This window comes from Actinomadura geliboluensis, assembly GCF_043197915.1.
GTDB classification, from domain to species: domain Bacteria; phylum Actinomycetota; class Actinomycetes; order Streptosporangiales; family Streptosporangiaceae; genus Spirillospora; species Spirillospora geliboluensis.
In genome coordinates, this window is the sequence record NZ_JBICUA010000006.1 from 408,360 (window position 1) to 430,532 (window position 22,173).

The following is a 22,173-nucleotide window of genomic DNA, read 5'->3' on the forward strand; positions in this document are numbered from 1 at the left end:
TCAACCGCCCGCACTCCAGCTTCGTGTCGGCCGGGCCGCCGCCGGGCGGCCCGGGATCGAGTCGGTCATTCGTCGGGGTAGCCGAGCTTGAGGTCGTGCTCGTCGAGCCCGCTGCCCGAAAGCGACAGACCGGTCGCGACCGGAGGATAGCCGGACGCGATCACGGTGTACTGGCCGCCGGTCAGGTCGGTGAACGCGTACTCGCCGTCCGGACCGGTGATCACCATCGCGACGACGTTGCCGGCGGCGTCCACGAGCGTGACGCGGGCGTCGCCGACCGGGTCGCCGGACTCGGTGCGGACGGTGCCGCGGATCCGGGCGCCGGGCGGCATCTCCACGTCCTGCCGGGTCTGCCCGTTGCCGACGACCTCGACCGGCAGCGCGACCGGGCGGTGCGCGGCGGCGGACACGGCGAGCGTGTAGGCGCCGGAGGTGATGTCCTTGAACAGGTAGCGCCCGTCGACGTCGGTGCGGCCGGTGCCGACGACGTCGCCGCGCACGTCGGTCACGACGACCATGGCGTTCGCGAGCGGGGCGCCGTCGCCGCCGCGGACCGTCCCGGCGAGCCCGCCGTTGCCCGCGAGCAGCAGGTCGAAGTCGACGGGCCGGTCGCCGACGACGAGCGTCGCGGCCTGCGGCTCGTGCTCGCCGGTCGCGGCGATCAGCACGTAGCTGCCGGGGCCGGGGGTGGGCAGCGCGTACCGGCCGTCCTCCTGGGTGACCGCGCGGGCGAGCTGGTGCCCGTCCACGCCGATCAGGGTCAGCGCGGCGGACGGGACGGGCGCGCCGTCGCCGGTCCGCACGACGCCGCGCACGGGGACGCCGCCGTCGTGGCCGCCGTGCCCGTTCTGCTGCGCGAGGAGCCGTGCCTGCGCCGCGAGGTCGGACGCGGCCGGCGCCGCCGCGGGTGCGGGCGGGGCGGCGGTGGCGAGCCGCGCTTCGGGGTCGTGGCCGTTGTCGCGCGCGTGCCGGCCGGCGCCGACCGCGCCGACGGCGCCCGTGTGCGCCACCGGGGACGGGGGCCGGACGACGCCGTCCTCGCCGGGGACGGCGCTCGCGGGGGGCTCCTTGGCGGCGGCGGCCTTGCCGCGGTCGGCCGAGCCGCGCAGCGGCAGCTCCTTCAGCGCGAGGACCGCGATGAAGCCGATCACCGCGACGGGGACGCCGACCAGGAAGACGGCCTCCATCGCCTTGGTGAACGCGTCCTGGATGATCCCGTGCAGCGGCTCGGGCAGCTTCTGGATCTCCTCGGGCGAGCCCAGCTCCCCGGACGCGCCGGTCGGCATCGGGAGGCCGGCGGCGCGCAGCCCGGACGCGATCTCGTCCGCCACCCGGTTGGTGAGGATGGCGCCGAACGCGGCCACGCCCATCGCGCCGCCGAGGTTGCGGAAGAACGAGACGCCGGACGTGGTCGAGGCCAGGTCGGCGGGCGCGGCGGCGTTCTGCGCGGCGAGGATCAGGATCTGCAGCGTCAGGCCCATCCCGACGCCGAGGAGGGCGAGGTCGGCGCCGATGAGCAGCTCGGACGAGTCGGTGTGCAGCCGCGACAGCAGGTACATCGCCACCGCGATGCACACCATGCCGATCACCGGGAACAGCTTGTAGCGGCCGGACCGGGTGACGATCTGCCCGGAGCCGGTCGAGGTGATCAGCATGCCGAGCACGAGCGGCAGCGTCATCAGCCCGGACGCGGTCGGGCTCATCCCCTTGACGATCTGCAGGTACTGCGGCATGTAGATCATCGCGCCGAACATCGCCATGCCGACGCAGATGGAGATGAAGGAGGTCAGCACGAACGTCGGGTTGCGGAACAGCCGCGGCGGCAGGATCGGGTCGTGCGCGATGCGCTCGGCGACGACCGCCAGCACGGCCAGCGCGGCGGCGGCGCCGAGCATGATGTAGGTCCACTTGGAGTTCCACGCGAACTCCGTGCCGCCCATCGACAGGACGAGCATCAGCAGCGCGGCGGCGCCGGTGATGGTGAACGCGCCGAACACGTCCACGCGGGTGTCGCGCTTCACCTTCGGCAGCTTCAGCACCCGCTGGATGACGAGGAACGCGACGACCGCGAGCGGGACGCACACGTAGAAGCACCAGCGCCAGCCGAGGCCGTCGGCGTCCACGATGAACCCGCCGAGCAGCGGGCCGGCGACCGTCGAGACGCCGAACACGGCGCCCATGTAGCCGGCGTAGCGGCCGCGCTGGCGGGGCTCGACGACGTCGCCGAGGATGACCTGGGCGAGCGCGGACAGGCCGCCGACGCCGAGGCCCTGGAACGCGCGGGCGGCGATCAGCTGGCCGATGTTCTGCGACAGCCCGGCGCCCACCGAGGCCAGCACGAAGATCAGCAGGGCGGTCTGGAACATCAGCTTGCGCCCGGCGATGTCCGACAGCTTGCCCCACAGCGGGGTCGAGGCGGTCATCGTCAGCAGCGACGCGCTGGCGACCCAGGCCAGCTGGTCCTGGCCGCCGAGGTCGCCGACGATCGTCGGCAGCGCCGTCGCGACGACCGACGTCGAGATCATCGACGTCAGCATCGCCATCATCAGACCGGCGAGGATCTCCAGGATCTGCCGGTGCGTGTAGTGCGGTCGCGCGGGCTCGGACGCCGCCGGGCCGTGCGACGCCACGCTGGTTCGAGCCACCCTGCCCCCATGCGATACGGAATTACCTGTTCCGTGCATGTATCTTAGGTAGACGCTTGTTTACTTGCAACTCGTTGGATACTGAACACTGACCGTTACCGACAGTTCCGGGGATGGGGATGCGGGTCGAGGACGAGCGCGCGAGCGCACCCGAAACGAGTGCACCCGAAACGAGTGCGCCCGAGGCGGACGCGCCCGCGGCGAGCGGGCCGGGGGCGGCCGGCCGGCGGCGGCCCAAGCGGGACCGGGAGGCCACCCGGCGGCGCATCCTGGAGGCGGGCCGCGACCTGTTCGGCGAGCACGGCTACGACGGCGTCACCGTCCGCATGATCGCGGCGCGGGCGGAGGCGAACGTCGCCCTCGTCAACCGGTACTTCGGCTCCAAGGCGGCCCTGTTCGAGGAGGTCCTCGCCGGCGAGTCGGTGATCCGCGGCGTCATCGCGGGCGATCCGGCCGGGCTGCCGCGCCGGCTCGCCGAGCACTTCGTCCGGCAGATCGACCAGCGCCCCGTCACCACCATGTCCCGGATCCTGGACCGGTCGGCCGGCCAGCCCGAGGTCAAGGAGGCCCTGCTCCACTACCTGGAGGACCGGATCGTCCAGCCGATCATCGCCCAGCTGGACGGCCCGGACGCCCGCGCCCGCGCGCTGCTCGCGTCCACGATCATCATGGGCGGCGGGCCCGTCCGGCGGCTGTTCGGCCTGGACGACCTGCGCGCCGCCGACCCGGCCGAGGTCACCGACCGGCTCACCGCCATGTTCACCGCCGCGCTCGGCCCGCCCGTACGCCACCGGGAGTAGCGCGGCTCGGCCGGCTCGGCCTGAAGGCGGAGCGGCGCGCCCGGCACCCCGGCATAGGGTTGTCGACCATGAGGCTGGGGGGCGCTCTCCGCGAGCGGTGGGGCAGGACGGGGCGGGCCGCGCGCTGGACGGCGGCGGGCGCGGCGGTCGTGCTCGCGGGCACGGCGGCAGGCTGGGGCGCGGTCGCGGGCGACGCTCCGCGCGTCCGGACGTCCGAGCAGCGCATCCCCGTGGTGGACGGGCCGAAGGACGACCAGCGCGTCCTGCTCGACACGACGTTCTACCGCCCGGCCGCCGGGCGGGCGAAGGGCCCGGCGGTCCTGCTGGCGCACGGCTTCGGCGGCTCGAAGCAGGAGGTGGCTCGCGAGGCGCGCGAGCTGGCCCGCGCCGGGTACGCGGTGCTGGCCTGGTCGGCGCGCGGCTTCGGGCGCTCGACCGGGGAGATCGCGCTGAACTCCCCCGACTACGAGGTGAAGGACACCCGGCAGCTCATCGACTGGCTCGCGAAACGGCCCGAGGTCGTCCTCGACGGGCCGGGCGACCCGCGCGTCGGCATGGCGGGCCAGTCGTACGGCGGCGCGATCGCGCTGATGACCGCCGCCTACGACCAGCGGGTGGACGCCATCGCCCCGCAGATCACCTGGAACGACCTCGCGGACGCACTGTTCCCGACGACCGCCGAGGGCGCGCCGTCCACCGACGGCGTGTTCAAGAAGCTGTGGGCGGGGATCTTCTTCACCGGCAGCGCCACCCGGACGGCCTGCGGACGCTTCCTGCCGTCCCTGTGCGAGATGTACCAGGAGGTCGCGGAGAAGGGGCGCCCGACCGAGTCGGCGATCGCGACGCTGCGCCGGTCGAGCCCGTCCTCCGTCGCCGACCGGATCAGGGTGCCGACGCTGCTCGTCCAGGGGCAGGCCGACTCGCTGTTCCCGCTTGACCAGGCCGACGCCAACGCGCGGGCCATCGCCCGCAACGGCGCGCCGGTGTCGGTGGTGTGGTTCCAGGGCGGCCACGACGGCGGCGACCCGGAGACCGAGCGCGTCGAGGGGCTGGTGCGCGACTTCTTCGACGCCCGCCTCCGCCGCTCCGGCCCCGCCCTCGACGCCTTCACGGTGACGCGCGCGGGCGGGCTCGACTCGTCCACGCAGGAGGTCGTCGTGGACGAGGCGACGGCGACCCGGTATCCCGGCCTCTCCGGCGATCCGGTCGCCCTGCGGCTCACCGGCCGCGAACAGACGATCTTCAACCCGGCGGGCGGGTCGCCGGCGTCGATCTCGGCGGTGCCCGGCCTGGGCGCGCTCGGCTCCCTCGGGTCGCTCGGCGCGGCGGGCGGGCTCGGCGGGTCGCTGCCGGCCGACATGCCGGGCCAGACCGCCATCTTCGACACCGCTCCGCTGGAGCGTCCCGTCCGGCTGACCGGCGCGGCCACCGTGCGCCTCAAGGTGCAGGGCAAGGGGCCGCTCTTCGCGAAGCTCTACGACGTCCCGCCCGGCGGCGGCGCCGCTCCGGCGCGGCGCCTGGCGGCCCCGTTCCGCGTGTCGGACGGCGACGTCACCGTGACGCTCCCGCCGATGGACTACCGCTTCGACCGGGGCCACCGCCTGCGTCTCGTCATCGCGACGACCGACATGGGCTTCGCGACGCCCGCGGAGCCTTCGTCCTACAAGGTGCAGGTGGTCTCGCCGCTGACCGTCCCCACGGTGCCGTCCCTCGCCACGGCCTCGTCACCGCTGCCCGCCTGGGTCTGGGTCCTGCCCCTGGGGGCGCTCGCCGTGGCCGCCGCCATCCTCCTGCCCGGACGACGCAGACGCACCGCCGACGCCAGCAGCGACGTCCCGCTGGAGATAACCGGCCTTACCAAGACCTACAAGAACGGCCACCAAGCCGTGGCCGACCTGTCGTTCCGTGTAGAGAAGGGTCAGGTTCTCGGCCTGCTCGGCCCGAACGGTGCAGGCAAGACCACGACGCTGCGCATGCTCATGGGGCTGATCCACCCCGACTCGGGCGAGATCCGCATCTTCGGTCAGCGGGTCACTCCCGGTGCGCCCGTCCTGTCCCGCCTTGGCTCCTTCGTAGAGGGACCCGGCTTCCTGCCCCACCTCTCCGGCCGCGACAACCTCGACCTCTACTGGCGCGCCACAGGCCGCCCCCTGGACGAGGCCCACCTCGAAGAGGCGCTGCAGATAGCCGACCTGGGTTCCGCCCTGGACCGCGCCGTACGCACCTACTCCCAAGGGATGCGGCAACGGCTCGCCATCGCCCAGGCCATGCTCGGCCTACCGGACCTCCTCGTCCTGGACGAACCCACCAACGGCCTCGACCCGCCCCAGATCCGCGAGATGCGGGAGGTGCTGGTCAAGTACGCCGCCGCAGGGCGCACCGTCATCGTCTCCAGCCACCTCCTCGCCGAAGTCGAGCAGACCTGCACGCACGCGGTCGTCATGGCGGGCGGCCGCCGCGTCGCCGCCGGGCCCGTCAGCGAGATCGTCGGCTCCGGCCGCCGCCTGGAGGACGCGTTCCTGGAGATCATCGGAGAGACGTCATGACCACCTACCACGTCCGGCGGACGCTGCCGCTGCGGGTCGAGGCCGTCCGGCAGTTCCGGCGCCGCCGGACCCTGGTCGCGTTCGGGATCCTGCTCGTCCTGCCGTGGGTGCTGGTGCTCGCGTTCAAGCTCGGCGGCGACCCCGGCCCGGACGGCGTCCCCAGCCTGGTCGACGTCGCCACCTCCAGCGCCCTGAACTTCGCCCTGTTCGCCCTGTTCGTCTCCACCGGCTTCCTGCTGGTGGTCGCCGTCGCCCTGTTCTGCGGCGACACCGTCGCGAGCGAGGCGGGCTGGTCGTCCCTGCGCTACCTGCTGGCCGCGCCCGTGCCCCGCGCCCGCCTGCTGCGCCAGAAGCTGATCGTCGCGCTCTCCTACGCCGTCGTCGCCGTCGTCAGCCTGCCGCTGATGTCCCTGGTCGCCGGCACGGCGGGCTTCGGCTGGGGCGACGTGGAGCTTCCCACCGGGGGCACCGTCCCCGTCAGCACCGCGCTCGGCCGGATGGCGATCATCGTCGGCTACTCACTGATCGCCCAGCTCGTCGTCGCCGCCCTGGCGTTCCTGCTGTCCGTCACCACCGACTCGCCCCTCGGCGCGGTCGGCGGCGCCGTCGGCCTGGTCATCGTCAGCAACATCCTGGACGCCGTCACCGCCCTCGGCTCCTGGCGCGACTTCCTCCCGACGCACTGGATGTACTCGTGGATGGACGCCCTGCAACCCCAGATCCAGTGGACGGGCATGGCGAAGGGCGCCGCGATATCCCTTTCCTACGCGCTCATACTGTTCGCACTGGCCTTCCGCCGCTTCCGCACCCGCGACATCGTCTCCTGAAAAACTGGGCACGCATTGTCACTATCCAACAACTCCGCGTCGACAATTCGGCCTCGAAAATCGGTCGAACCGGCAGCGTTCGTCGCATAAGCTCGGCGAACCGCGCGCCCATCGGCCGCGTCACACGAGGCAGTGACGATTAAGCCGGGCCCGTTGGGGGGAGATGATCACCATGGCACGGCAGCAGCTCATCAAGCGCCCCAAGCCCCCACGTCAACCGAGCCAGCCCGACCTCCGCACGCCCTCGGGCCGCCTGCTCCCCTACTGAAGCCGCGCCAGGAACCGTTCCCGCTCGACCACCACGCGCTCGACACGGCCGCTCCCCACGGGGCCGCGCTCGTCCACCGCGTTGACCGCGAACACGAGCCGCTTCCCGTCGACCTCCGCGAGCTCCGCCTCCACGGTCACCCGCACACCGACCGGGCTGGCCGCGCGATGCTCCAGCGCGACCCGCGTCCCCACGGACGTCCGGCCGTCCCCGAGCTCGCCCTTGACGGCCTCCACGGTCGCGGCCTCGGCGAGCGCCAGCAACCGGGGCGTCGCCAGCACGGGCACATCACCACTGCCCAACGCGACCGCCGTGTCGTCGTCCCCCACCACGAGGGACACCTGGCCGTGCAGCCCCGGCTTCACAACTCCCCTTCCAGCCGCGCCGCGACTTCCCGGTAGCGACTCACCGGCACAAGATGCACCCCGTCGAACGCCCCACTGTCCCGGATCGCGAGCACCTGCTCACAGGCAGCCGCGACTCCGGCACTCCGGTCCCGCTCGACGGCCTCGACGAGCTCCCCGGGAATGTCGATATCGGGAATGGCCGCAGCCAGATTCCGCGCCATCCCCGCACTGGCCAGCACCATGACCCCCGCGTAGACGGGCCCGTCGATCTCCGCGCTCTCCCGCCACCGCAAGAGGTTCTCCACCGAGTAACTGACCTGCACGAACGTGAAGTCGGCAGCCCGCTTCCACTCGGGCACCCGCCTCAACCCAGACGTAACGCCGACCTGGAACGCCCCGCACCCGTCGAAGACCGCGTCCTCACTCGCCGCGCGCGCCTCCTCCATCATCGCCCGGACGGTCAGCTCACTCGTCCGCCCGCCCGCGCTCGGCTTGTCCCCATAAACGAACAGAAACCGCTCGACCCCGTACGCGGCCGCGGTGAGCAGATCCCGCCGGAACCCGAGCAGGTTCCGGTCACGCGAGTTCAAACACGCGATCCCCCGCGCCCCCATGGCCTGCACCTCGTGCGCGACGGCCACGCTCGACACGGTGGCCCGCCCAATGTGGTTGTCGGGAATCAGAAACGAGTCCGCCACCGGACTCAACACCCCGATCTGATGCCGCACCTTCCGCAGATCAGGCCGGGTAGGCGGCTCGACCTCACAAACAACCTCGAACCCCACGAGCCCTACTCCCAGATCGACGTGACGACGCGCACAACCGACACCGCCTCACATTAGCCTTCTCCCCCAAAGAACACCCCCGCAGCCCCATGGCCAGGAGACGTGTGGACCTAACTTCCGTCGAGCAGCCCCTTAACAGGCATTTCAGGACAACACTCCCCGCCCTGGGGATCACCCGCCACACCCCGCGCAACAGCCCGGCCACGCATGACTGCAAGCAGATCCAACCGGTACGAATCAGGTCGCCGTGAAGATGACCGCCCGCCCGGCCTCGGCCGCCCGCTCGAAGAACCCCCGCACATCGACGAAGTTCTGCCACGTGTACGCGAAGTCGTCATCGTCAAGCGACCCGCGGTACTCCGGGTCGTCGATCGCGTCGAACCGCCGCCGCAGCCACACCTTTTCGACCCGCTGGAGTTCGTCTGCGACATCCCGGACTTCGGCCGCGGTCACGTAGACGACGTAGTAGTCCTCGTGCATATGCCGCCCGCCGAGGACGGCATGCGACAGCGGATAGGCACCGCCGTCAGGATCGAGAGTTCCGTCTCCCAGGCAACGTTGAATCGCGTCCCACGCCTTGTCAGTGGACACCGACAGATCCGCGTCGGCCCACCCCTCCTCGATCTCTTCGAGAAGCTCCCCCACGGCGCCCGCACCGCCCTCATCACCGGCCGCGAGCAAAAGCCGCTCCTGATCGGCACTGACAGCGAAATGCACACCCAACACCCCGCCACCCTACTGACGGTGCCGCCGGCTTCGGACCTGGCCACGGCCGACTGCGTCATGCCAGTTCGCTCTGGCTCCAGCCGCGATCCTCACGGAGGGCTCGAACACTGCGCTTCGCAGGCCGAGCGAGCCACCTCGTGCGCCTCCGTTCAGGGGTGTCTTACTGGTTGGGTGGTTACCGCGTAGGGTTCGGTCGTGATTAAGCGGGGCATGGCGGCCGGTGTCGGGGCTTATGTGATGTGGGGGCTCTTTCCCCTGTACTGGCCGCTGTTGAAGCCGGCGGGGGCGGGGGAGATCCTCGCGCATCGGATCATGTGGTCGCTGGTCGCCGTGGGGGCCGTGCTGGCGGTGCGGCGGACGTGGGCGCGGGTCGGGCGGCGGCAGATGCTGCTGCTGGTCGCGGCGGCCGTGGTGATCAGTGTCAACTGGTGGACGTACATCTACGCCGTGAACAGCGGGCGGACGATCGAGGCGTCGCTCGGGTACTTCATCAACCCGCTGATCAGCGTGGTGTTCGGGGTGGTGGTGTTCCGGGAGCGGCTGCGGCCGTGGCAGTGGGCGGCGGTCGGGCTGGGGGCGGTCGCGGTGGTGGTGCTGACCGTCGACTACGGGCGGCCGCCGTGGATCGCGCTGGTGCTGGCCTTCGCGTTCGGCCTGTACGGGCTGCTGAAGAAGTTCGCGGACATGCCGTCGGCGGAGAGCCTGGCGGTGGAGACGGCCGTCATGTTCCTGCCCGCCTTGGGGTTCGTGTTCTTCCTGGAGGCGCAGGGGGACGCCGCGTTCGGGCACGAGGGGGTGGCGAACGCGGTGCTGCTGGCGGGGGCGGGTGTCGTTACGGCGGTGCCGTTGATGCTGTTCAACTCGGCGGCGATCCGGCTGCCGATGACGGCGCTCGGGATGTTGCAGTACCTGGCCCCGGTGCTGCAGTTCGCCATCGGTTTCCTGGTGCAGCACGAGGAGATGCCGCCGAGCCGGTGGGCGGGGTTCCTGCTGGTGTGGCTCGCGCTGGTGACGCTGACGTGGGAGGGGCTGAGCCGCCGGGAAGCGGTGCCCGAGCCCGTCTGAAGGGACTAGAGTGCCGGACGTCATTTGCCGGATTTCGAGGAGTCTCGTTGCGTCTGGTCACCGTCAGCGTGTTGGGCACCGCGCTGGTCGCGGCCGGGATGCTGGCTCCGGCCACGGGTGAGGCGACGGGCGGCGGCGGTGTCGCGGTGGAGCCCGGCATGGTGCGGCCGGGCGAGCACGTCCGGGTCTCGGTGCCGGGATGCGCGGGGGCGCGGGTCGAGTCCGAGGTGTTCGCCGGGCGGGCCGTGGACGGCGCCGCGACCGTGAAGGCCGATGCCGTCCCCGGCGAGTACGCGGTGGCGGCGCGCTGCGGGTCGCGGAAGGTGACCGGCGAGGTGCGGGTCGCGGGCCGGGTCGGGTGGCCCGACATCCTGCCGACCGACCACTGACCGCGGGCGTCAAGGGCCGCCGTCGGCCGGTGCGCATACGCAGCCATCACTTTGTCAGCGTGGCGTTGACTTCACCGGCACATCCCTTGAAAAGTGACCTAGATCACGCACAGATGTAGTGCTTTCCTACCTCTCGGACGGTTGTCTTCGTCAAATGATCATGTGATACTTCCGGACGAATCGCCCATGTTTCACAAATGCCGCACCAGCGGCCATAGCCCGAGATCATCTCGCCCCGTGACCCGCACCACTGCCTAGTGAGGGGACAGTCGAGTATGTCGGTCGGCGTCGGCTCCGTCAGGGAACCGCGAACCATTCCGTTCCATCAGAGCCTGCCGAGACTGCTACGGGACCCGCTGGGTGCCATCGAGCAGATGGGGCGCGAGTCCCAGGGCGAGATCACCCGCGTGAACCTGGGCATGCTGCGCCCGTACCTCGTGACCCGCCCCGAGCACGTCCAGCACATCCTGCGCGACAACGCGGCGAACTACCGGCGCGAGGGGCTGATGTGGAAGCCCCTCAGCAGGCTCGTCGGCGAGCCGTCCGGCGCGGACCCCGCCTGGCCGCTCAAGCGGCGGATCTTCCAGACACTGCTGACCGGCAAGAAGATCGCGACCTACACCGACGAGATGGCGGCCAACATCGCCGACAACGTCGACGAACTCGGCCGCCGCACCGGCGCCGGCACCCCGATCGACTGCAGCGACGAGCTGACCCGCATCGTCTACCGGGCCATCCTGCGGATCTTCATCGGGGACCGGCTCTCGCTCGCCGACGCCGACCGGCTCGGGGACGCGATCACGATCGCGACCACGTCGTCGTTCCGGTCCCGGATGCTGCTGCCGTTCGTCCCGCACGCGGTGCCGCTGCCCGGCGACCACGCCTTCCACCGCGCGGTGCAGAACGTCGACGACATCATCTTCCCCGTCATCGAGGAGGCGCGCCGGCAGGGCGTGCACGAGCGGGGCGACGAGGGCCACGACATCGTGTCCCTGCTGCTGCGGGCCCGCGACGAGCAGGGGAACGCACTCGACGACCAGGGCGTCCGCGACGGGGTCGTCTCGCTGTTCGTGGCCGGCACGGAGACCACGGTGACGGCGCTGAGCTGGCTGTGGGTCGTGCTCGACGCGCATCCCGAGGTGATGGTCCGGCTCCGCGCGGAGATCGAGGACGTCCTGGACGGCGCCCGCCCCACCCGCGAGCACCTGCCGCGGCTCCGCTACACGAAGATGGTCCTCCAGGAGCTGCTGCGGATCTACTCCGTCGGCTGGATCATCCCCCGCATCGTGGCCGAGGACGACGTGATCGACGGCGTCCGGATGCACCGGGGCGCCACGATCGCGGTCAGCCCCTACCTCACCCACCGGGTGCCGGACGTGTGGCCCGACCCGCACAGGTTCGACCCCGAGCGGTTCGCGCCGGGCAACTCCCGGCACCGCTTCGCCTACCTCGCCTTCGGCGCGGGCCCGCACCAGTGCGTGGGCAGCGTCTTCTTCACCGTCGAGGCGCAGCTGATCGTCGCCAGCATGATCAGCCGGCTGCGCCCGACCCTGCACGGGCCGGCGGGCGTCGAGCCCCAGGCGGGGCTCACCCTCAAGCCGCGGCAGCCGATCAAGATCTCACTGAACCCCGTCGACGGCAGGTAGGCGCACATGGGAACCCCGGCCGCACCGACCGGTGAACTTCGGACCGTCATCGAGGAGGGCAGGACCAGCGCGCTCGCCGTGGACTGCCAGCGCGACCTGGCGGCGTGCGCTAAGGAGCACGCCGTCCTCTTCCCCGGCGGCCCCTTCGACCCGCGGCTGCTGAGCGGCGTGGCCCTCGCCAACGCGTTCGGGTCGCCGTGGGCGGCCGCCGAGGAGCTGAGCGTCGCCTGCCGCACGTCGCTGTGGGTCTTCGCCGCGGACTGGCTCGTCGACTACGTCGCGGAGACGCGGGCGGACGTCGACGTCCAGGCGGCGGCGTGCCTCGCGGTCGCGGACGGCGCGGAGCCGCCGCCGGACGTCCCGCTGGCCCGGTTCCTCGCCGAGATCCGCGACACGCTCGCGGCGCGTCCCGCGTTCGCCGAACTGCGGGAGCGGTGGCGCGCCCAGCTCGACCGCTACTTCGCGGCGATGGCCCGGGAGTGGGAGTGGCACGCCGCGCGGAAGTCGGGCGACGGCCCCGCGCCGACGTTCGCCGAGTACGTCGGCAACGCCGACAACTTCGGGTCCTCGTTCGTCAACCTCTCGCACTGGATCTGCACGTCCGGCCCGGACGAGCTCCGGCACATCGACGCGCTGTGGGCCGCGAGCGGAACGGTGCAACGGATCCTGCGGCTGCTCAACGACCTCGCCACCCTCCAGCGGGACCTCGACTGGGGCGACCTCAACCCGCTCGCCCTCGGCGTCGGCCGGGCCGAGGTGACCGACCAGATCGACCTCCTCGTCAAGGAGTGCCTGGACGAACTGGCTCCGCTGCGGGAGCCGTGCCCGAAGGAGGCGCGGTACCTGGAGCGCCAGATCGGGTTCAGCACCGGCTTCTACGGCCGGACGGACTACTGGGGTGAGCTGTGAGCGTCCAGTGCGGTGAGGCGGAGGACGTCCCGGACCCGTCAGAACCCGCGCCGGCGGCGGACCCGGTCGCCGGCGCCGACGCACTGGTCCGCGGCCTCCTCGCGGACCCCTGGGGGCAGGTGTCCCCCTCCATCTACGAGACCGGGCGCGTGGTCGCCCTCGCCCCGTGGCTCATCGGGCACACCGAGCGGCTGCGGTTCCTCCTCGCGGCGCAGCGCGCCGACGGCGGGTGGGGCGCGCCGGGCGGGTACTCCCTCGTCCCGACCCTGAGCGCGACCGAGGCGATCCTCTCGGCCTTCCGGCGGGACGCGTCCGGGACCGGCCGGGACGGCTCCGGGATCGAGCGCGACGTCCTGGCGAAGGCGGCCGACCGCGGGCTCCAGGCGCTGACGGCGCTGCTGGACGACGCGTCCGGCGACGCGATCCCCGACATGCCCGCGGTGGAGCTGATCTCCGCCCATCTGGCTCGCTTGATCAACGACCATCTGGAGTGGCTCGACGCCCGCCCGCCGGGCGCGTCCGGTCCGCGTCCGGCGGGGGTGCGGGTGCGCGCCCCCGAGAGCTGGGCGGACGCCGCGCTCGACCCGCTGCGGGAGCTGCTGAGCGCGGGCGGGCAGGTCCCGGAGAAGCTGTTCCACGCGCTGGAGGTCGCCGGGCCCGCCGCCCGCCGGACCGGCTCCACCCGGCCGGGCCCCCGCACCGGCGGCGTCGGCGCCTCACCGGCCGCGACGGCCGCGTGGATCGGCGGCGACGAGGCCCCGCCGGCGGACGACCCCGCCCGCCGCTTCCTGGAGACCGTCGCGGCGCACCACGGCGGCCCTGTGCCCTGCGGCTACCCGATCACCGTGTTCGAGCGGGCGTGGGTGCTGAGCGGCCTGCGCCGGACGGGCGTCCCGATCACCGTGCCGGACGAGCTGACCGCCTCGCTGGACGCGGCCGTCGGCCCGCTCGGCACCCCGGCGGGCGAGGGCCTCCCGGCGGACGCCGACACCACGTCCGTGACCCTGTACGCGCTCGCGCTGCTCGGCGCGCCGCGGGAGCCCGACAGCCTGCTGGCCTACGAGCTGGACGACCGCTTCTGCACCTGGCAGGGCGAGCAGGGCGCGTCGGTCACGACGAACGCGCACGTCCTCGACGCGTTCGGCGAGTACGCGCGCCTCCGCCCCGCCGCCCGCGCCCGGTACGCGCCCGCCATGGCGAAGGCGGCGAGCTGGCTGCGCGCCCGCCAGGAGCCGGACGGGAGCTGGACGGACCGCTGGCACGTCTCCCCCTACTACGCGACGGCGTGCGCGGTACAGGCGCTCCAGTCGTTCGGCGGCGCCGAGGCCGCCGCGTCCGTGGAACGTGCCCGGCGGTGGGTGACCGAGACCCAGCGTCCGGACGGATCCTGGGGCTGGTGGGACGGCACCGCCGAGGAGACCGCGGAGGCCATGCTCGTCCTGCTGCCGTCCGGCCGGGCGGGGAACGAGTCGGCGCGCCGCCTCGCGCACCTGCGGGCCGCCGCGCGCGGCCGGGCGTGGCTGCTGCGCTCCCCCCACTGGACGGACGGCCCGGCCCTCTGGCACGACAAGGACCTGTACCTGCCGAAGGCGATCGTCCATTCGACGATCCTGAGCGCCCTCCATCTCACCCGTCCCGAGTAGCGTCGCGCGGGAGGCGTCCAGGACGTGAGACGCACCACACTGATCTGGGCCTCGTCCTGCTCAAATAGTGAAAATTGACGTCTTCACGTGATGCTGCGTTGCTAAGGTGCTCCGGTGTGTGCGCTGGCGCCCCTCCTGCCCCATCGCGCACTCGGACAACAGAGACTCGCTGGCCCTTGACACCCCCGGGATCGCGGGTCCTGCTCACTCTCGTTGGGACGGGTCGTCAATGCGCCTCCGCAATTCTCGTCTGCGGACCAAGATCACTGCGCTGCTGCTGTCGCTGACGGCGCTCTGGGCGTTCGCCGCGTGGGTGACACTTCGCGAAGGTCTGGGCCTGCTCTGGGCCAACACGCTGGACACCAAGATCAGCCGGCCGACCGTGTCGCTCGTGACCGCCCTGCAGAACGAGCGCCGCGCGTCCGTCGTCTACCTCGCCTCGCCGGGCCAGCAGCAGCGGCAGTCGCTGCTCGCGCAGCGCTCCGAGACCGACAAGGCCGCGGCGAAGGTGCGCACGACGGCGTCCGGCGGCGACGTCGGCCGCGCGGCGAGCGACGCGCTGGAGCGCCGCATCGACGAGATGTTCGAGTCCCTCGACGACCTGCGCGCGGGCCGCGCCGTCGTCGACGCCGGGCGCGGCACCCGGATCCAGGCCGCCACCTCCTACAACAAGATCATCGACACCGCGTTCCGCGTCTTCAACTCGACCGGCGCCGTGCTGAACGACGAGGGCATCTCCAAGGACAGCCGCACGCTGAACGCGATGACCCGCGCCAAGGAGGTGCTGTCCCGGGAGGACGCGCTGCTCGCCGGCGCGATCGCCGCCCGCAAGTACGAGCCGGGCGAGCACGCACGCTTCGTCGGGCTGGTGAACACCTCCCGCTTCCTCACCGAGGAGGCCGCGGCGGAACTCCCGCCCGCCGACCTCGCGCGCTACGAGCAGCTCGTCAACGGCCCCGCCTTCTCCCGGCTCCGCGCCGTCGAGGACCGCATCCTCCAGCGCGCCACGCTCCGCCCGCCGGTCAACGGCACGGACTGGCAGGGCGCGGTGGGCCCGTCCCAAGAGGGGCTGGAGAAGCTCGTCCTCACCGGCGGTGACGAGCTGGTGGAACGTGCCGGTCCGGTCAGCCTCGGCATCATCCTGCGGCTGGTCCTCGCCGGCGGTCTGGGGCTGCTCGCGGTCATCGCGTCCATCGTCGTGTCCATCACCACCGCCCGCGCCCTGGTGCGGCAGCTGGAGCGGCTGCGCGGCGCGGCGTGGGAGCTGGCCGAGCAGCGGCTGCCGAGCGTGGTCGAACGGCTCGGGCACGGCGAGAAGGTGGACGTCGCCGTCGAGGCGCCCCCGCTGCAGTTCGGCAGCGACGAGATCGGGCAGGTGGGCCGCGCGTTCAACGCCGTCCAGGAGACCGCGATCCGCACCGCCGTCGAGCAGGCCGAGCTGCGCCGCGGCATCCGCGACGTCCTGCTGAGCCTGGCGCGCCGCACGCAGGCGCTGGTGCACCGGCAGCTGAGCATGCTCGACACGATGGAGCGCAAGCGCGACATCGACCCGAAGGACCTGGAAGAGCTGTTCCGGCTCGACCACCTCGCCACCCGCATGCGGCGCAACGCCGAGAACCTCATCGTGCTCTCGGGGTCGATCCCGGCCCGCGGCTGGCGGCAGCCCGTCCCGATGATCGACGTCGTCCGCGCCGCCGTCGGCGAGGTCGAGGACTACACCCGCGTCACCGTGCTGCCGTTCGGCCCGGTCGAGCTGGCCGGACGCGCGGTCGGCGACGTCACCCACCTGCTGGCCGAGCTGATCGAGAACGCCGTGTCGTTCTCGCCGCCCGACACCGCCGTGCACGTCGGCGGCCACCTCGTCGCCAACGGCTTCGCCATCGACATCGAGGACCGCGGGCTCGGCATGACCGACGAGAAGCTCGCCGAGATCAACGAGCGGATCGTCGACCCGCCCGAGTTCAACCTGCGCAGCTCCGTCCAGCTCGGCCTGTTCGTGGTCGCGAAGCTCGCCGAGCGCTACGGCGTGCGCGTCTCGCTGAAGCGGTCCGCCTACGGCGGCACCACCGCCGTCGTCGTCATCCCGCAGGACCTGGTCGTCGAGGCGGGCACCGCGCAGGCGCCCGCCGCCACCACCGAGAACGGCCTGGCCGTCCGGCAGCCGGCCGCGGTCCCGGCCGGGGCCTCCGAGCAGGGCCGCGAGGGGTCGGGCAGCGTCGTGACGCTCACCAGGCAGGCCGGTTCGCCGCCCGCCCTGGTGGCCGTGCCCCCGCCCGCCCCCGAGCCGGACGACGCGCCCGCCCCGCAGCCCAGCGGCCCGCGCGGCGGCGACCCGACCACCACCGGCCCTCTGAGCGGCGATCCGAACACCACCGGCCCCTTGGCCGACCCGAACACCACCGGCCCACAGGCCGCCGAACCGCGCACCACCGGCCCGCAGACCGTCACCACGGCCACCGGGCCCCAGACCACCGGCCCGCAGACCGCTCCCGCCGGTGCACCCGCCCCGTCGCGTCCCCCGGGCGAACCAGCTCCGCCCGGCGGTCTCGCGGCGACGGGCGGCGGGGATTCCGCGACGAGCCACCCGGAGGACCAGCCACCCGTGACCGACAGCACCACCCCGTCCGGCCTGCCCGTCCGGGTCCCGCAGGCGAACCTCGCGGCGCCGCTGCGCACCGACGAGCCCGTCGTCGCGCAGGAGCCGGACGAGCCGGACGTCCCCGGCCGCTCCCCCGAGGAGATCCAGCGAATCATGGGTTCCTACCAGCGCGGCACCCGCCTTGCGAGGACGGCGGTCGAATCCCGCGGCAACGAAGCAGTGGAAGGCGAGGACGAGCAGTGAAGCAGAAGGCAGGTTCGCCGTCCGATCTGGGCTGGCTGCTGGACGACTTGGTCCACCGCGTGCCGCACGCCCACAACGCGGTCGTCCTGTCCGCGGACGGCCTCCTGATGGCCTCATCGGAGGGGATGGGCCAGGACGACGGCGAGCACCTGGCCGCGGTGGCCGCCGGCATCCAGAGCCTGGCCAAGGGCGCCGGGACGCGGTTCGGCGGCGGCCCCGTCCGGCAGACGATCATCGAGATGCAGACCAAGTTCATGCTGGTGACGGTGGCGGGCAAGGGCGCCTGCCTCGCGGTGCTGGCCGACGAGGACGCCGACGTCGGCCTCATCGCCTACGAGATGGCGATGCTCGTCACGAGCATGGGCCACCACCTGACCTCCCCGTCCCGCGCCGAGAGCGCCGCGGAGGGCCGCCCGACATGATGCCGCCCGAGGACCCCTCCCCCGAGTTCTGGTCGGAGGATCCGGCGCGTCCCCCGGAGACGGAGGCCGAGCGCTGGCTCGACGAGCACGCCGGCCCGATGGTCCGCCCGTACGTGATGACGAGCGGCCGCATCGAGCCGACCCGCGGCAAGTTCGACCTCATCACGCTGGTGGTCGCCTCCGGCCCCGAGCCGGACACCGCGATCGGGCTCGGCCCCGAGCACCTGGCGATCCTCCGGCTCTGCCAGAACGTCATCTCCGTCGCCGAACTCACCGGCCATCTCAACCTGCCCGTCGCGACGGTGCGGGTGATGCTCGGCGACCTCCTCGACAAGGGGTTCGTCTCCATGCAGGAACCCGAACCGGAGGCGGACATGCACGACATCAGGCTCTACAAGGCGGTGATCGATGGTCTCCGGGCCCTCTAGGGGGATACGCGCCCGCCGGCTCCCCACCGCGGTCAAGATCGTGATCGCGGGCGGTTTCGGCGTCGGCAAGACCACCATGGTCGGCACGGTCTCCGAGACGCAGCCGCTGCGCACCGAGGAACTCCTGACCGACCAGAGCATCGGCGTGGACGACGTGTCCGGGGTGGAGCGCAAGAGCACCACCACGGTCGCGATGGACTTCGGCCGCATCACGATGCGGAACGAGTACGTCCTCTACCTGTTCGGCACCCCCGGCCAGGAGCGCTTCTGGTTCATGTGGGACGAGGTCGTCCTCGGCGCGCTCGGCGCCGTGGTCCTCGCCGACACCCGCCGGCTGTCGGACTGCTTCCCGTCGGTCGACTACTTCGAGCGGCGCGGCACGCCGTTCATCGTCGCCGTCAACTGCTTCGAGGGCGCGCAGCGCTACGACCTGGCGGAGATCCAGATGGCCCTGAACCTGGGCCCCAAGGTCCCCGTCATGCTCTGCGACGCCCGCAGCATCGACTCCTGCAAGGAGGTCCTCATCGACCTCGTCCTGCACGCGATGAAGGCCCGCGGGGTCACCGAGGAGCCCGAACCGCAGAACGTCTAGCCGCGACCGGGGCCGGCGAGCAGCGGGAGGCCGCGCTCGCCGGCCCCTGTCGCGTCCGGGCCGCCGGTCAGCGCGGCGGCGAAGGCGCGGAGGGTCGCGGTGGTGCGCTCCCGCCGCCAGACGAGCGTGAGCGCCGAGCGGGGCAGCCCCGTGACCGGGACGAAGGCGATGTCGCCGCGCGCCTGGACGCGGGCGGTCGGGACGCACAGCAGCATCGCCCCGCGCCCCACGGCGACCAGCGCGAGCGCCTCCTGAATCGTGGTGACGGCCGGGCCGGACGGGATCAGCCGCCCGCCGGGCGTCACCCCCGGGGACTGCGCCTCCCGCCAGTAGCGCGGCGCCGGCCGGGCGATCCTGACCAGCGGGTGCCCGGCGAGCTGCTCGGCGTCCACCGACGGGCGGTCCGCGAGCGGGTGGCCGGCCGCGACGGCGAGGCTCAGCGGCGCCTCGTTGAAGACCGGGCCGGTGGCGAGGCCGCGCTCCCGTACCGGCGCGAGCACGATCGCGGCGTCCAGGTCTCCGTCCCGGACGGCGCCGAACGGGTCCGCGAGCGGCACCTCGACGGTGTGCACCTCGGAGCCGGGGTGGGCGCGCTCGAACGCGGCGACGAAGCCCATCAGCTCCTCGTCCAGCACGCCGAGGAAGCCGACCCGCAGCACGCCGCCGACTCCGCGCGCGGCGGCCCTGGCCCGGTCGACGGCACCGAGGACGGCCGCGTACGCGGGTTCCAGCTCGTCCCGCAGGCTCGCGCCGAGCGGGGTCAGCCGCACCCGGCGGCTGGTGCGCTCGACGAGCCGGGCCCCGACCCGCTGCTCCAGCGCGCGCAGCAGCTGGCTGACGCGGCTCTGGGAGAGGTAGAGGCGTTCGGCGGTGCGGCCGAAGTGCAGCTCCTCGCTGAGGACGAGGAAGCACTCCAGCTCCCGGGCCTCGATCTCGGGCACCGCGCTCCTCCGGGTCGGTGATCGATCAGTCTCGCTCATACAAGGTTGCGAACTTCGCCGTTGTTCCCGGCGCGCCCGCGCAGCAGGGTCGTGAGCATGACGTACGCTCCCCTTCCCGCGCCCCGGCGCGGTCGGCCGGCGGTCGTCGCGGTCGCCGCGACGACGTTCCTCGTCGTCACCAGCGAGATGCTGCCGGTCGGGCTGCTCACCTCGATCGGCCCGGACCTCGGGGTGTCCGCGGGCACGGCCGGGCTGGCGATGACCGTGCCCGGCCTCGTGGCCGCGCTGTCCGCCCTCGTGCTTCCCGCCGCGACCGCCCGATACGACCGGCGGACGGTGCTGGCCGTCCTCGCGGGCCTGCTGGCCGCCGCCGACCTCGCCTCGGCCGCCGCGCCCAACCTGGAGGTGCTGCTGGTCGCGCGGATCCTGGTCGGCGTCGCGATCGGCGGGGTGTGGGCGATCGCCGGCGGGCTGGCGGTCCGGCTGGTGCCGGCGCGCTCGGTCGGCACCGCCACCTCGGTCATCTTCGGCGGGATCGCGGTGGCGTCGGTGGTGGGGGTCCCCGCCGGCACGCTCCTCGGCGACCTGGCCGGCCGGCGGGCCGCGTTCGCCGTAGCGGGGCTGTCCGCGGCCGCCGCCTGCGCGGCGCTGGCCGTGCTGCTGCCGCCGCTGCCCGGCACCGGCCCGGCGGGTCTGCGGCGGCTGCCCGAGCTGCTGCGCGTGCCCGCCGTGCGGGCCGGGCTGCTGGTCACGATGCTGCTCGTCACCGGGCACTTCGCGGCGTACACCTACGTGCGTCCCGTCCTGGAACGGGTGTCGGGCGTGGACGCCAGCCTGATCAGCACCCTGCTGCTCGGCTACGGCATCGCGGGCGTCGCCGGGAACTTCGCCGCCGGGACGGCCTCAGCGCGCGACCCGCGCCGCACCCTGATCACGCTCACCGCGCTGCTCGCACCCGCCGCCCTGCTGATCCCCGTCGCAGGCCGGAACCCGCTCCCGGCAGTGGCGCTGCTGATGCTGTGGGGCATCGCCTACGGCGGCGTCTCGGTCACCCTGCAGAACTGGCTGCTGCGGGCCGCCCCCGACGCACCCGAACCCGTGTCGGCGCTGTTCGTCGCCGCGTTCAACATCGCCATCTCGCTGGGAGCGCTGACGGGCGGACGCGTCGCCGACACCGCGGGAGAGGAAGGCGTCATGTGGCTGGGCGGCGCGCTGGCCGTGCTCGCCCTGGCCACCGCGATGACACTCGGCCATCGCGGTGGCGGCGAGGTGCGGGCCCGCCCGGCGGAACCGGCCGACGGAGGTCAGCCGGTGCGGGAGACGACGTAGTCGCAGAGGTTGGTGAACGCCTCCCGGGCCGGGACGTCCGGGAGGGTGAGGAGCTCGGTGCGCGCGTCCTCGGCCCACCGGCGCAGGTCGGCGCGGGCGCGGTCCATCGCGGGGTGGGCGCGCAGGAGGGCGAGCGCCTCGGCGTGCAGCGCGTCGTCGGTGAGGTCCTGGACGAGCAGTTCGCGGAGGCGGGCGTCGTCCGGGCCGGAGCCGACGCCGGCGAGCACGTGGTGCATCGGCAGCGTGCGGATGCCCTCGCGGAGGTCGGTGCCGGGGGTCTTGCCCGACTCCTCGGTCTCGGAGTCGATGTCGAGGATGTCGTCGGACAGCTGGAACGCGATGCCGATCTTCTCGCAGGCGGAGGTGACCGTGTCGACGACGTGCGCCGGGGCGCCCGCCAGCAGCGCCCCGAACTGGCCGGAGACGGCGATGAGCGACGCGGTCTTGTCGGCGACGACCTGGAGGTAGTGCTTGAGGGGGTCGGCGTCCTCGCCCGGGCCGACCGTCTCCTGGATCTGGCCGCGGACGAGCCGCGCGAACGCGCGGGCCTGGATGCGGACCGCCTCCGGGCCGAGGTCGGCGAGCAGGTCGGACGCGCGGGCGAACAGGTAGTCGCCGGTGAGGATCGCGACGGTGTTCGTCCACCGCGAGTTGGCGGACTGCTGGCCGCGGCGGACGGTCGCCTCGTCCATCACGTCGTCGTGGTAGAGGGTGCCGAGGTGGGTCAGCTCGACGACGACGGCGGCGGGCACCACGCCGGCCGCGGCGGGGTCGCCGAAGTGGGAGGCGAGCAGTACCAGCATGGGCCGGAACCGCTTGCCGCCCGCCTCGACGAGGTGCTCGGAAGCCTCGGTGAGCAGCGGGTCCTCGCCGCGCACGCAGTCGAGCAGCAGGGCCTCGACGTCGGTCAGGCGCGCCTTGGCGTCGGACGCGAGCGCGGCGTCGATGGGAAGCCCGAACGGGCCGGTCCCCTTGACGGCCGGCCCGCCGGACTTCTCCGCGGATGGGTTGCTCACCCAGACT

19 protein-coding genes are annotated in these 22,173 nt (G+C 72.9%); 13 read left to right on the forward strand and 6 right to left on the reverse strand.

Annotated elements, in window-relative coordinates; all coding sequences use genetic code 11:
- Positions 1-65: 65 nt before the first annotated feature.
- Positions 66-2,645: an MFS transporter gene (locus tag ACGFI1_RS21995; RefSeq protein ID WP_392787381.1), complete on the reverse strand. Its 2,580-nt coding sequence runs from the start codon at positions 2,643-2,645 to the stop codon at positions 66-68.
- Between the two features lie 113 nt (positions 2,646-2,758).
- Between ACGFI1_RS21995 and ACGFI1_RS22000 the strand changes: the two genes are divergently transcribed.
- From ACGFI1_RS22000 to ACGFI1_RS22010, 3 genes are all read left to right on the forward strand, one after another.
- Positions 2,759-3,445, forward strand: coding sequence for a TetR/AcrR family transcriptional regulator (locus ACGFI1_RS22000; RefSeq protein WP_392787383.1), 687 nt, complete (start codon positions 2,759-2,761; stop codon positions 3,443-3,445).
- 68 nt (positions 3,446-3,513) lie between these two features.
- A complete protein-coding gene (locus tag ACGFI1_RS22005; protein WP_392787386.1) occupies positions 3,514-5,991 on the forward strand; it encodes a CocE/NonD family hydrolase in 2,478 nt (825 codons plus the stop codon).
- Positions 5,988-6,818: an ABC transporter permease gene (locus ACGFI1_RS22010; protein WP_392787389.1), complete on the forward strand. Its 831-nt coding sequence runs from the start codon at positions 5,988-5,990 to the stop codon at positions 6,816-6,818. The genes ACGFI1_RS22005 and ACGFI1_RS22010 overlap by 4 nt, the downstream gene beginning before the upstream one ends.
- A gap of 261 nt (positions 6,819-7,079) precedes the next feature.
- On the opposite strand, the gene ACGFI1_RS22015 is transcribed toward ACGFI1_RS22010, so the two are convergent.
- The 3 genes from ACGFI1_RS22015 to ACGFI1_RS22025 form a co-directional block, all read right to left on the reverse strand.
- On the reverse strand, positions 7,080-7,451 hold the full coding sequence (locus ACGFI1_RS22015; RefSeq protein WP_240808578.1) for a thioesterase family protein: 372 nt from the start codon (positions 7,449-7,451) through the stop codon (positions 7,080-7,082).
- Complete coding sequence (locus ACGFI1_RS22020; protein WP_205719717.1) at positions 7,448-8,218, reverse strand: methylenetetrahydrofolate reductase; 771 nt, start codon at positions 8,216-8,218, stop codon at positions 7,448-7,450. The genes ACGFI1_RS22015 and ACGFI1_RS22020 overlap by 4 nt, the downstream gene beginning before the upstream one ends.
- Before the next feature lie 237 nt (positions 8,219-8,455).
- On the reverse strand, positions 8,456-8,944 hold the full coding sequence (locus ACGFI1_RS22025) for a DUF1877 family protein (protein WP_392787391.1): 489 nt from the start codon (positions 8,942-8,944) through the stop codon (positions 8,456-8,458).
- 210 nt (positions 8,945-9,154) lie between these two features.
- Here ACGFI1_RS22025 and rarD point away from each other — a divergent pair, with 210 nt between their 5' ends.
- From rarD to ACGFI1_RS22070, 9 genes are all read left to right on the forward strand, one after another.
- Positions 9,155-10,009 carry an EamA family transporter RarD gene (gene rarD, locus ACGFI1_RS22030; protein WP_392787546.1) on the forward strand — a complete coding sequence of 285 codons (855 nt, stop codon included), beginning with the start codon at positions 9,155-9,157 and terminating at the stop codon, positions 10,007-10,009.
- Between the two features lie 47 nt (positions 10,010-10,056).
- Positions 10,057-10,398, forward strand: coding sequence for a hypothetical protein (locus ACGFI1_RS22035; protein ID WP_392787392.1), 342 nt, complete (start codon positions 10,057-10,059; stop codon positions 10,396-10,398).
- A 275-nt stretch (positions 10,399-10,673) separates the two neighbouring features.
- Positions 10,674-12,044 carry a cytochrome P450 gene (locus ACGFI1_RS22040; RefSeq protein WP_138641433.1) on the forward strand — a complete coding sequence of 457 codons (1,371 nt, stop codon included), beginning with the start codon at positions 10,674-10,676 and terminating at the stop codon, positions 12,042-12,044.
- 6 nt (positions 12,045-12,050) lie between these two features.
- Positions 12,051-12,953, forward strand: a complete 903-nt coding sequence (locus ACGFI1_RS22045) for a terpene synthase family protein (RefSeq protein ID WP_392787396.1) — start codon at positions 12,051-12,053, stop codon at positions 12,951-12,953.
- Entirely contained in the window at positions 12,950-14,596 is a 1,647-nt protein-coding gene (locus ACGFI1_RS22050) for a prenyltransferase/squalene oxidase repeat-containing protein (RefSeq protein WP_392787397.1), read from the forward strand. The genes ACGFI1_RS22045 and ACGFI1_RS22050 overlap by 4 nt, the downstream gene beginning before the upstream one ends.
- A gap of 229 nt (positions 14,597-14,825) precedes the next feature.
- A complete protein-coding gene (locus tag ACGFI1_RS22055; protein ID WP_392787400.1) occupies positions 14,826-17,438 on the forward strand; it encodes a sensor histidine kinase in 2,613 nt (870 codons plus the stop codon).
- The gene (locus ACGFI1_RS22060; protein ID WP_138636839.1) at positions 17,435-17,860 is read left to right on the forward strand and encodes a roadblock/LC7 domain-containing protein; all 426 of its coding nucleotides are present in this window, start codon (positions 17,435-17,437) and stop codon (positions 17,858-17,860) included. Before ACGFI1_RS22055 ends, ACGFI1_RS22060 begins: the two co-directional genes overlap by 4 nt.
- Entirely contained in the window at positions 17,857-18,288 is a 432-nt protein-coding gene (locus tag ACGFI1_RS22065; protein ID WP_138636838.1) for a DUF742 domain-containing protein, read from the forward strand. Before ACGFI1_RS22060 ends, ACGFI1_RS22065 begins: the two co-directional genes overlap by 4 nt.
- Positions 18,269-18,880 (forward strand): GTP-binding protein, encoded by a 612-nt coding sequence (locus ACGFI1_RS22070; protein WP_364545964.1) that lies wholly within the window; start codon positions 18,269-18,271, stop codon positions 18,878-18,880. Before ACGFI1_RS22065 ends, ACGFI1_RS22070 begins: the two co-directional genes overlap by 20 nt.
- Here ACGFI1_RS22070 and ACGFI1_RS22075 read toward each other — a convergent pair.
- Positions 18,877-19,821, reverse strand: a complete 945-nt coding sequence (locus tag ACGFI1_RS22075) for a LysR family transcriptional regulator (RefSeq protein ID WP_392787403.1) — start codon at positions 19,819-19,821, stop codon at positions 18,877-18,879. The two genes, ACGFI1_RS22070 and ACGFI1_RS22075, sit on opposite strands and share 4 nt — an antisense overlap.
- A gap of 96 nt (positions 19,822-19,917) precedes the next feature.
- Here ACGFI1_RS22075 and ACGFI1_RS22080 point away from each other — a divergent pair, with 96 nt between their 5' ends.
- A complete protein-coding gene (locus ACGFI1_RS22080) occupies positions 19,918-21,150 on the forward strand; it encodes an MFS transporter (RefSeq protein WP_392787405.1) in 1,233 nt (410 codons plus the stop codon).
- Here the strand turns inward: ACGFI1_RS22080 and ACGFI1_RS22085 are convergent.
- Positions 21,126-22,166, reverse strand: coding sequence for a polyprenyl synthetase family protein (locus tag ACGFI1_RS22085; protein ID WP_138636834.1), 1,041 nt, complete (start codon positions 22,164-22,166; stop codon positions 21,126-21,128). The two genes, ACGFI1_RS22080 and ACGFI1_RS22085, sit on opposite strands and share 25 nt — an antisense overlap.
- Positions 22,167-22,173 lie beyond the last annotated feature (7 nt).

Bases quoted from the DNA above. Each gene is read 5' to 3' on its own strand.
- ACGFI1_RS22010 (WP_392787389.1), top strand. From the start codon at position 5,988: ATGACCACCTACCACGTCCGGCGGACGCTGCCGCTGCGGGTCGAGGCC.
- ACGFI1_RS22040 (WP_138641433.1), top strand. From the start codon at position 10,674: ATGTCGGTCGGCGTCGGCTCCGTCAGGGAACCGCGAACCATTCCGTTC.
- rarD (WP_392787546.1), top strand. From the start codon at position 9,155: ATGGCGGCCGGTGTCGGGGCTTATGTGATGTGGGGGCTCTTTCCCCTG.
- ACGFI1_RS22005 (WP_392787386.1), top strand. From the start codon at position 3,514: ATGAGGCTGGGGGGCGCTCTCCGCGAGCGGTGGGGCAGGACGGGGCGG.
- ACGFI1_RS22000 (WP_392787383.1), top strand. From the start codon at position 2,759: ATGGGGATGCGGGTCGAGGACGAGCGCGCGAGCGCACCCGAAACGAGT.
- ACGFI1_RS22055 (WP_392787400.1), top strand. From the start codon at position 14,826: ATGCGCCTCCGCAATTCTCGTCTGCGGACCAAGATCACTGCGCTGCTG.
- ACGFI1_RS22045 (WP_392787396.1), top strand. From the start codon at position 12,051: ATGGGAACCCCGGCCGCACCGACCGGTGAACTTCGGACCGTCATCGAG.
- ACGFI1_RS22070 (WP_364545964.1), top strand. From the start codon at position 18,269: ATGGTCTCCGGGCCCTCTAGGGGGATACGCGCCCGCCGGCTCCCCACC.
- ACGFI1_RS22065 (WP_138636838.1), top strand. From the start codon at position 17,857: ATGATGCCGCCCGAGGACCCCTCCCCCGAGTTCTGGTCGGAGGATCCG.
- ACGFI1_RS22080 (WP_392787405.1), top strand. From the start codon at position 19,918: ATGACGTACGCTCCCCTTCCCGCGCCCCGGCGCGGTCGGCCGGCGGTC.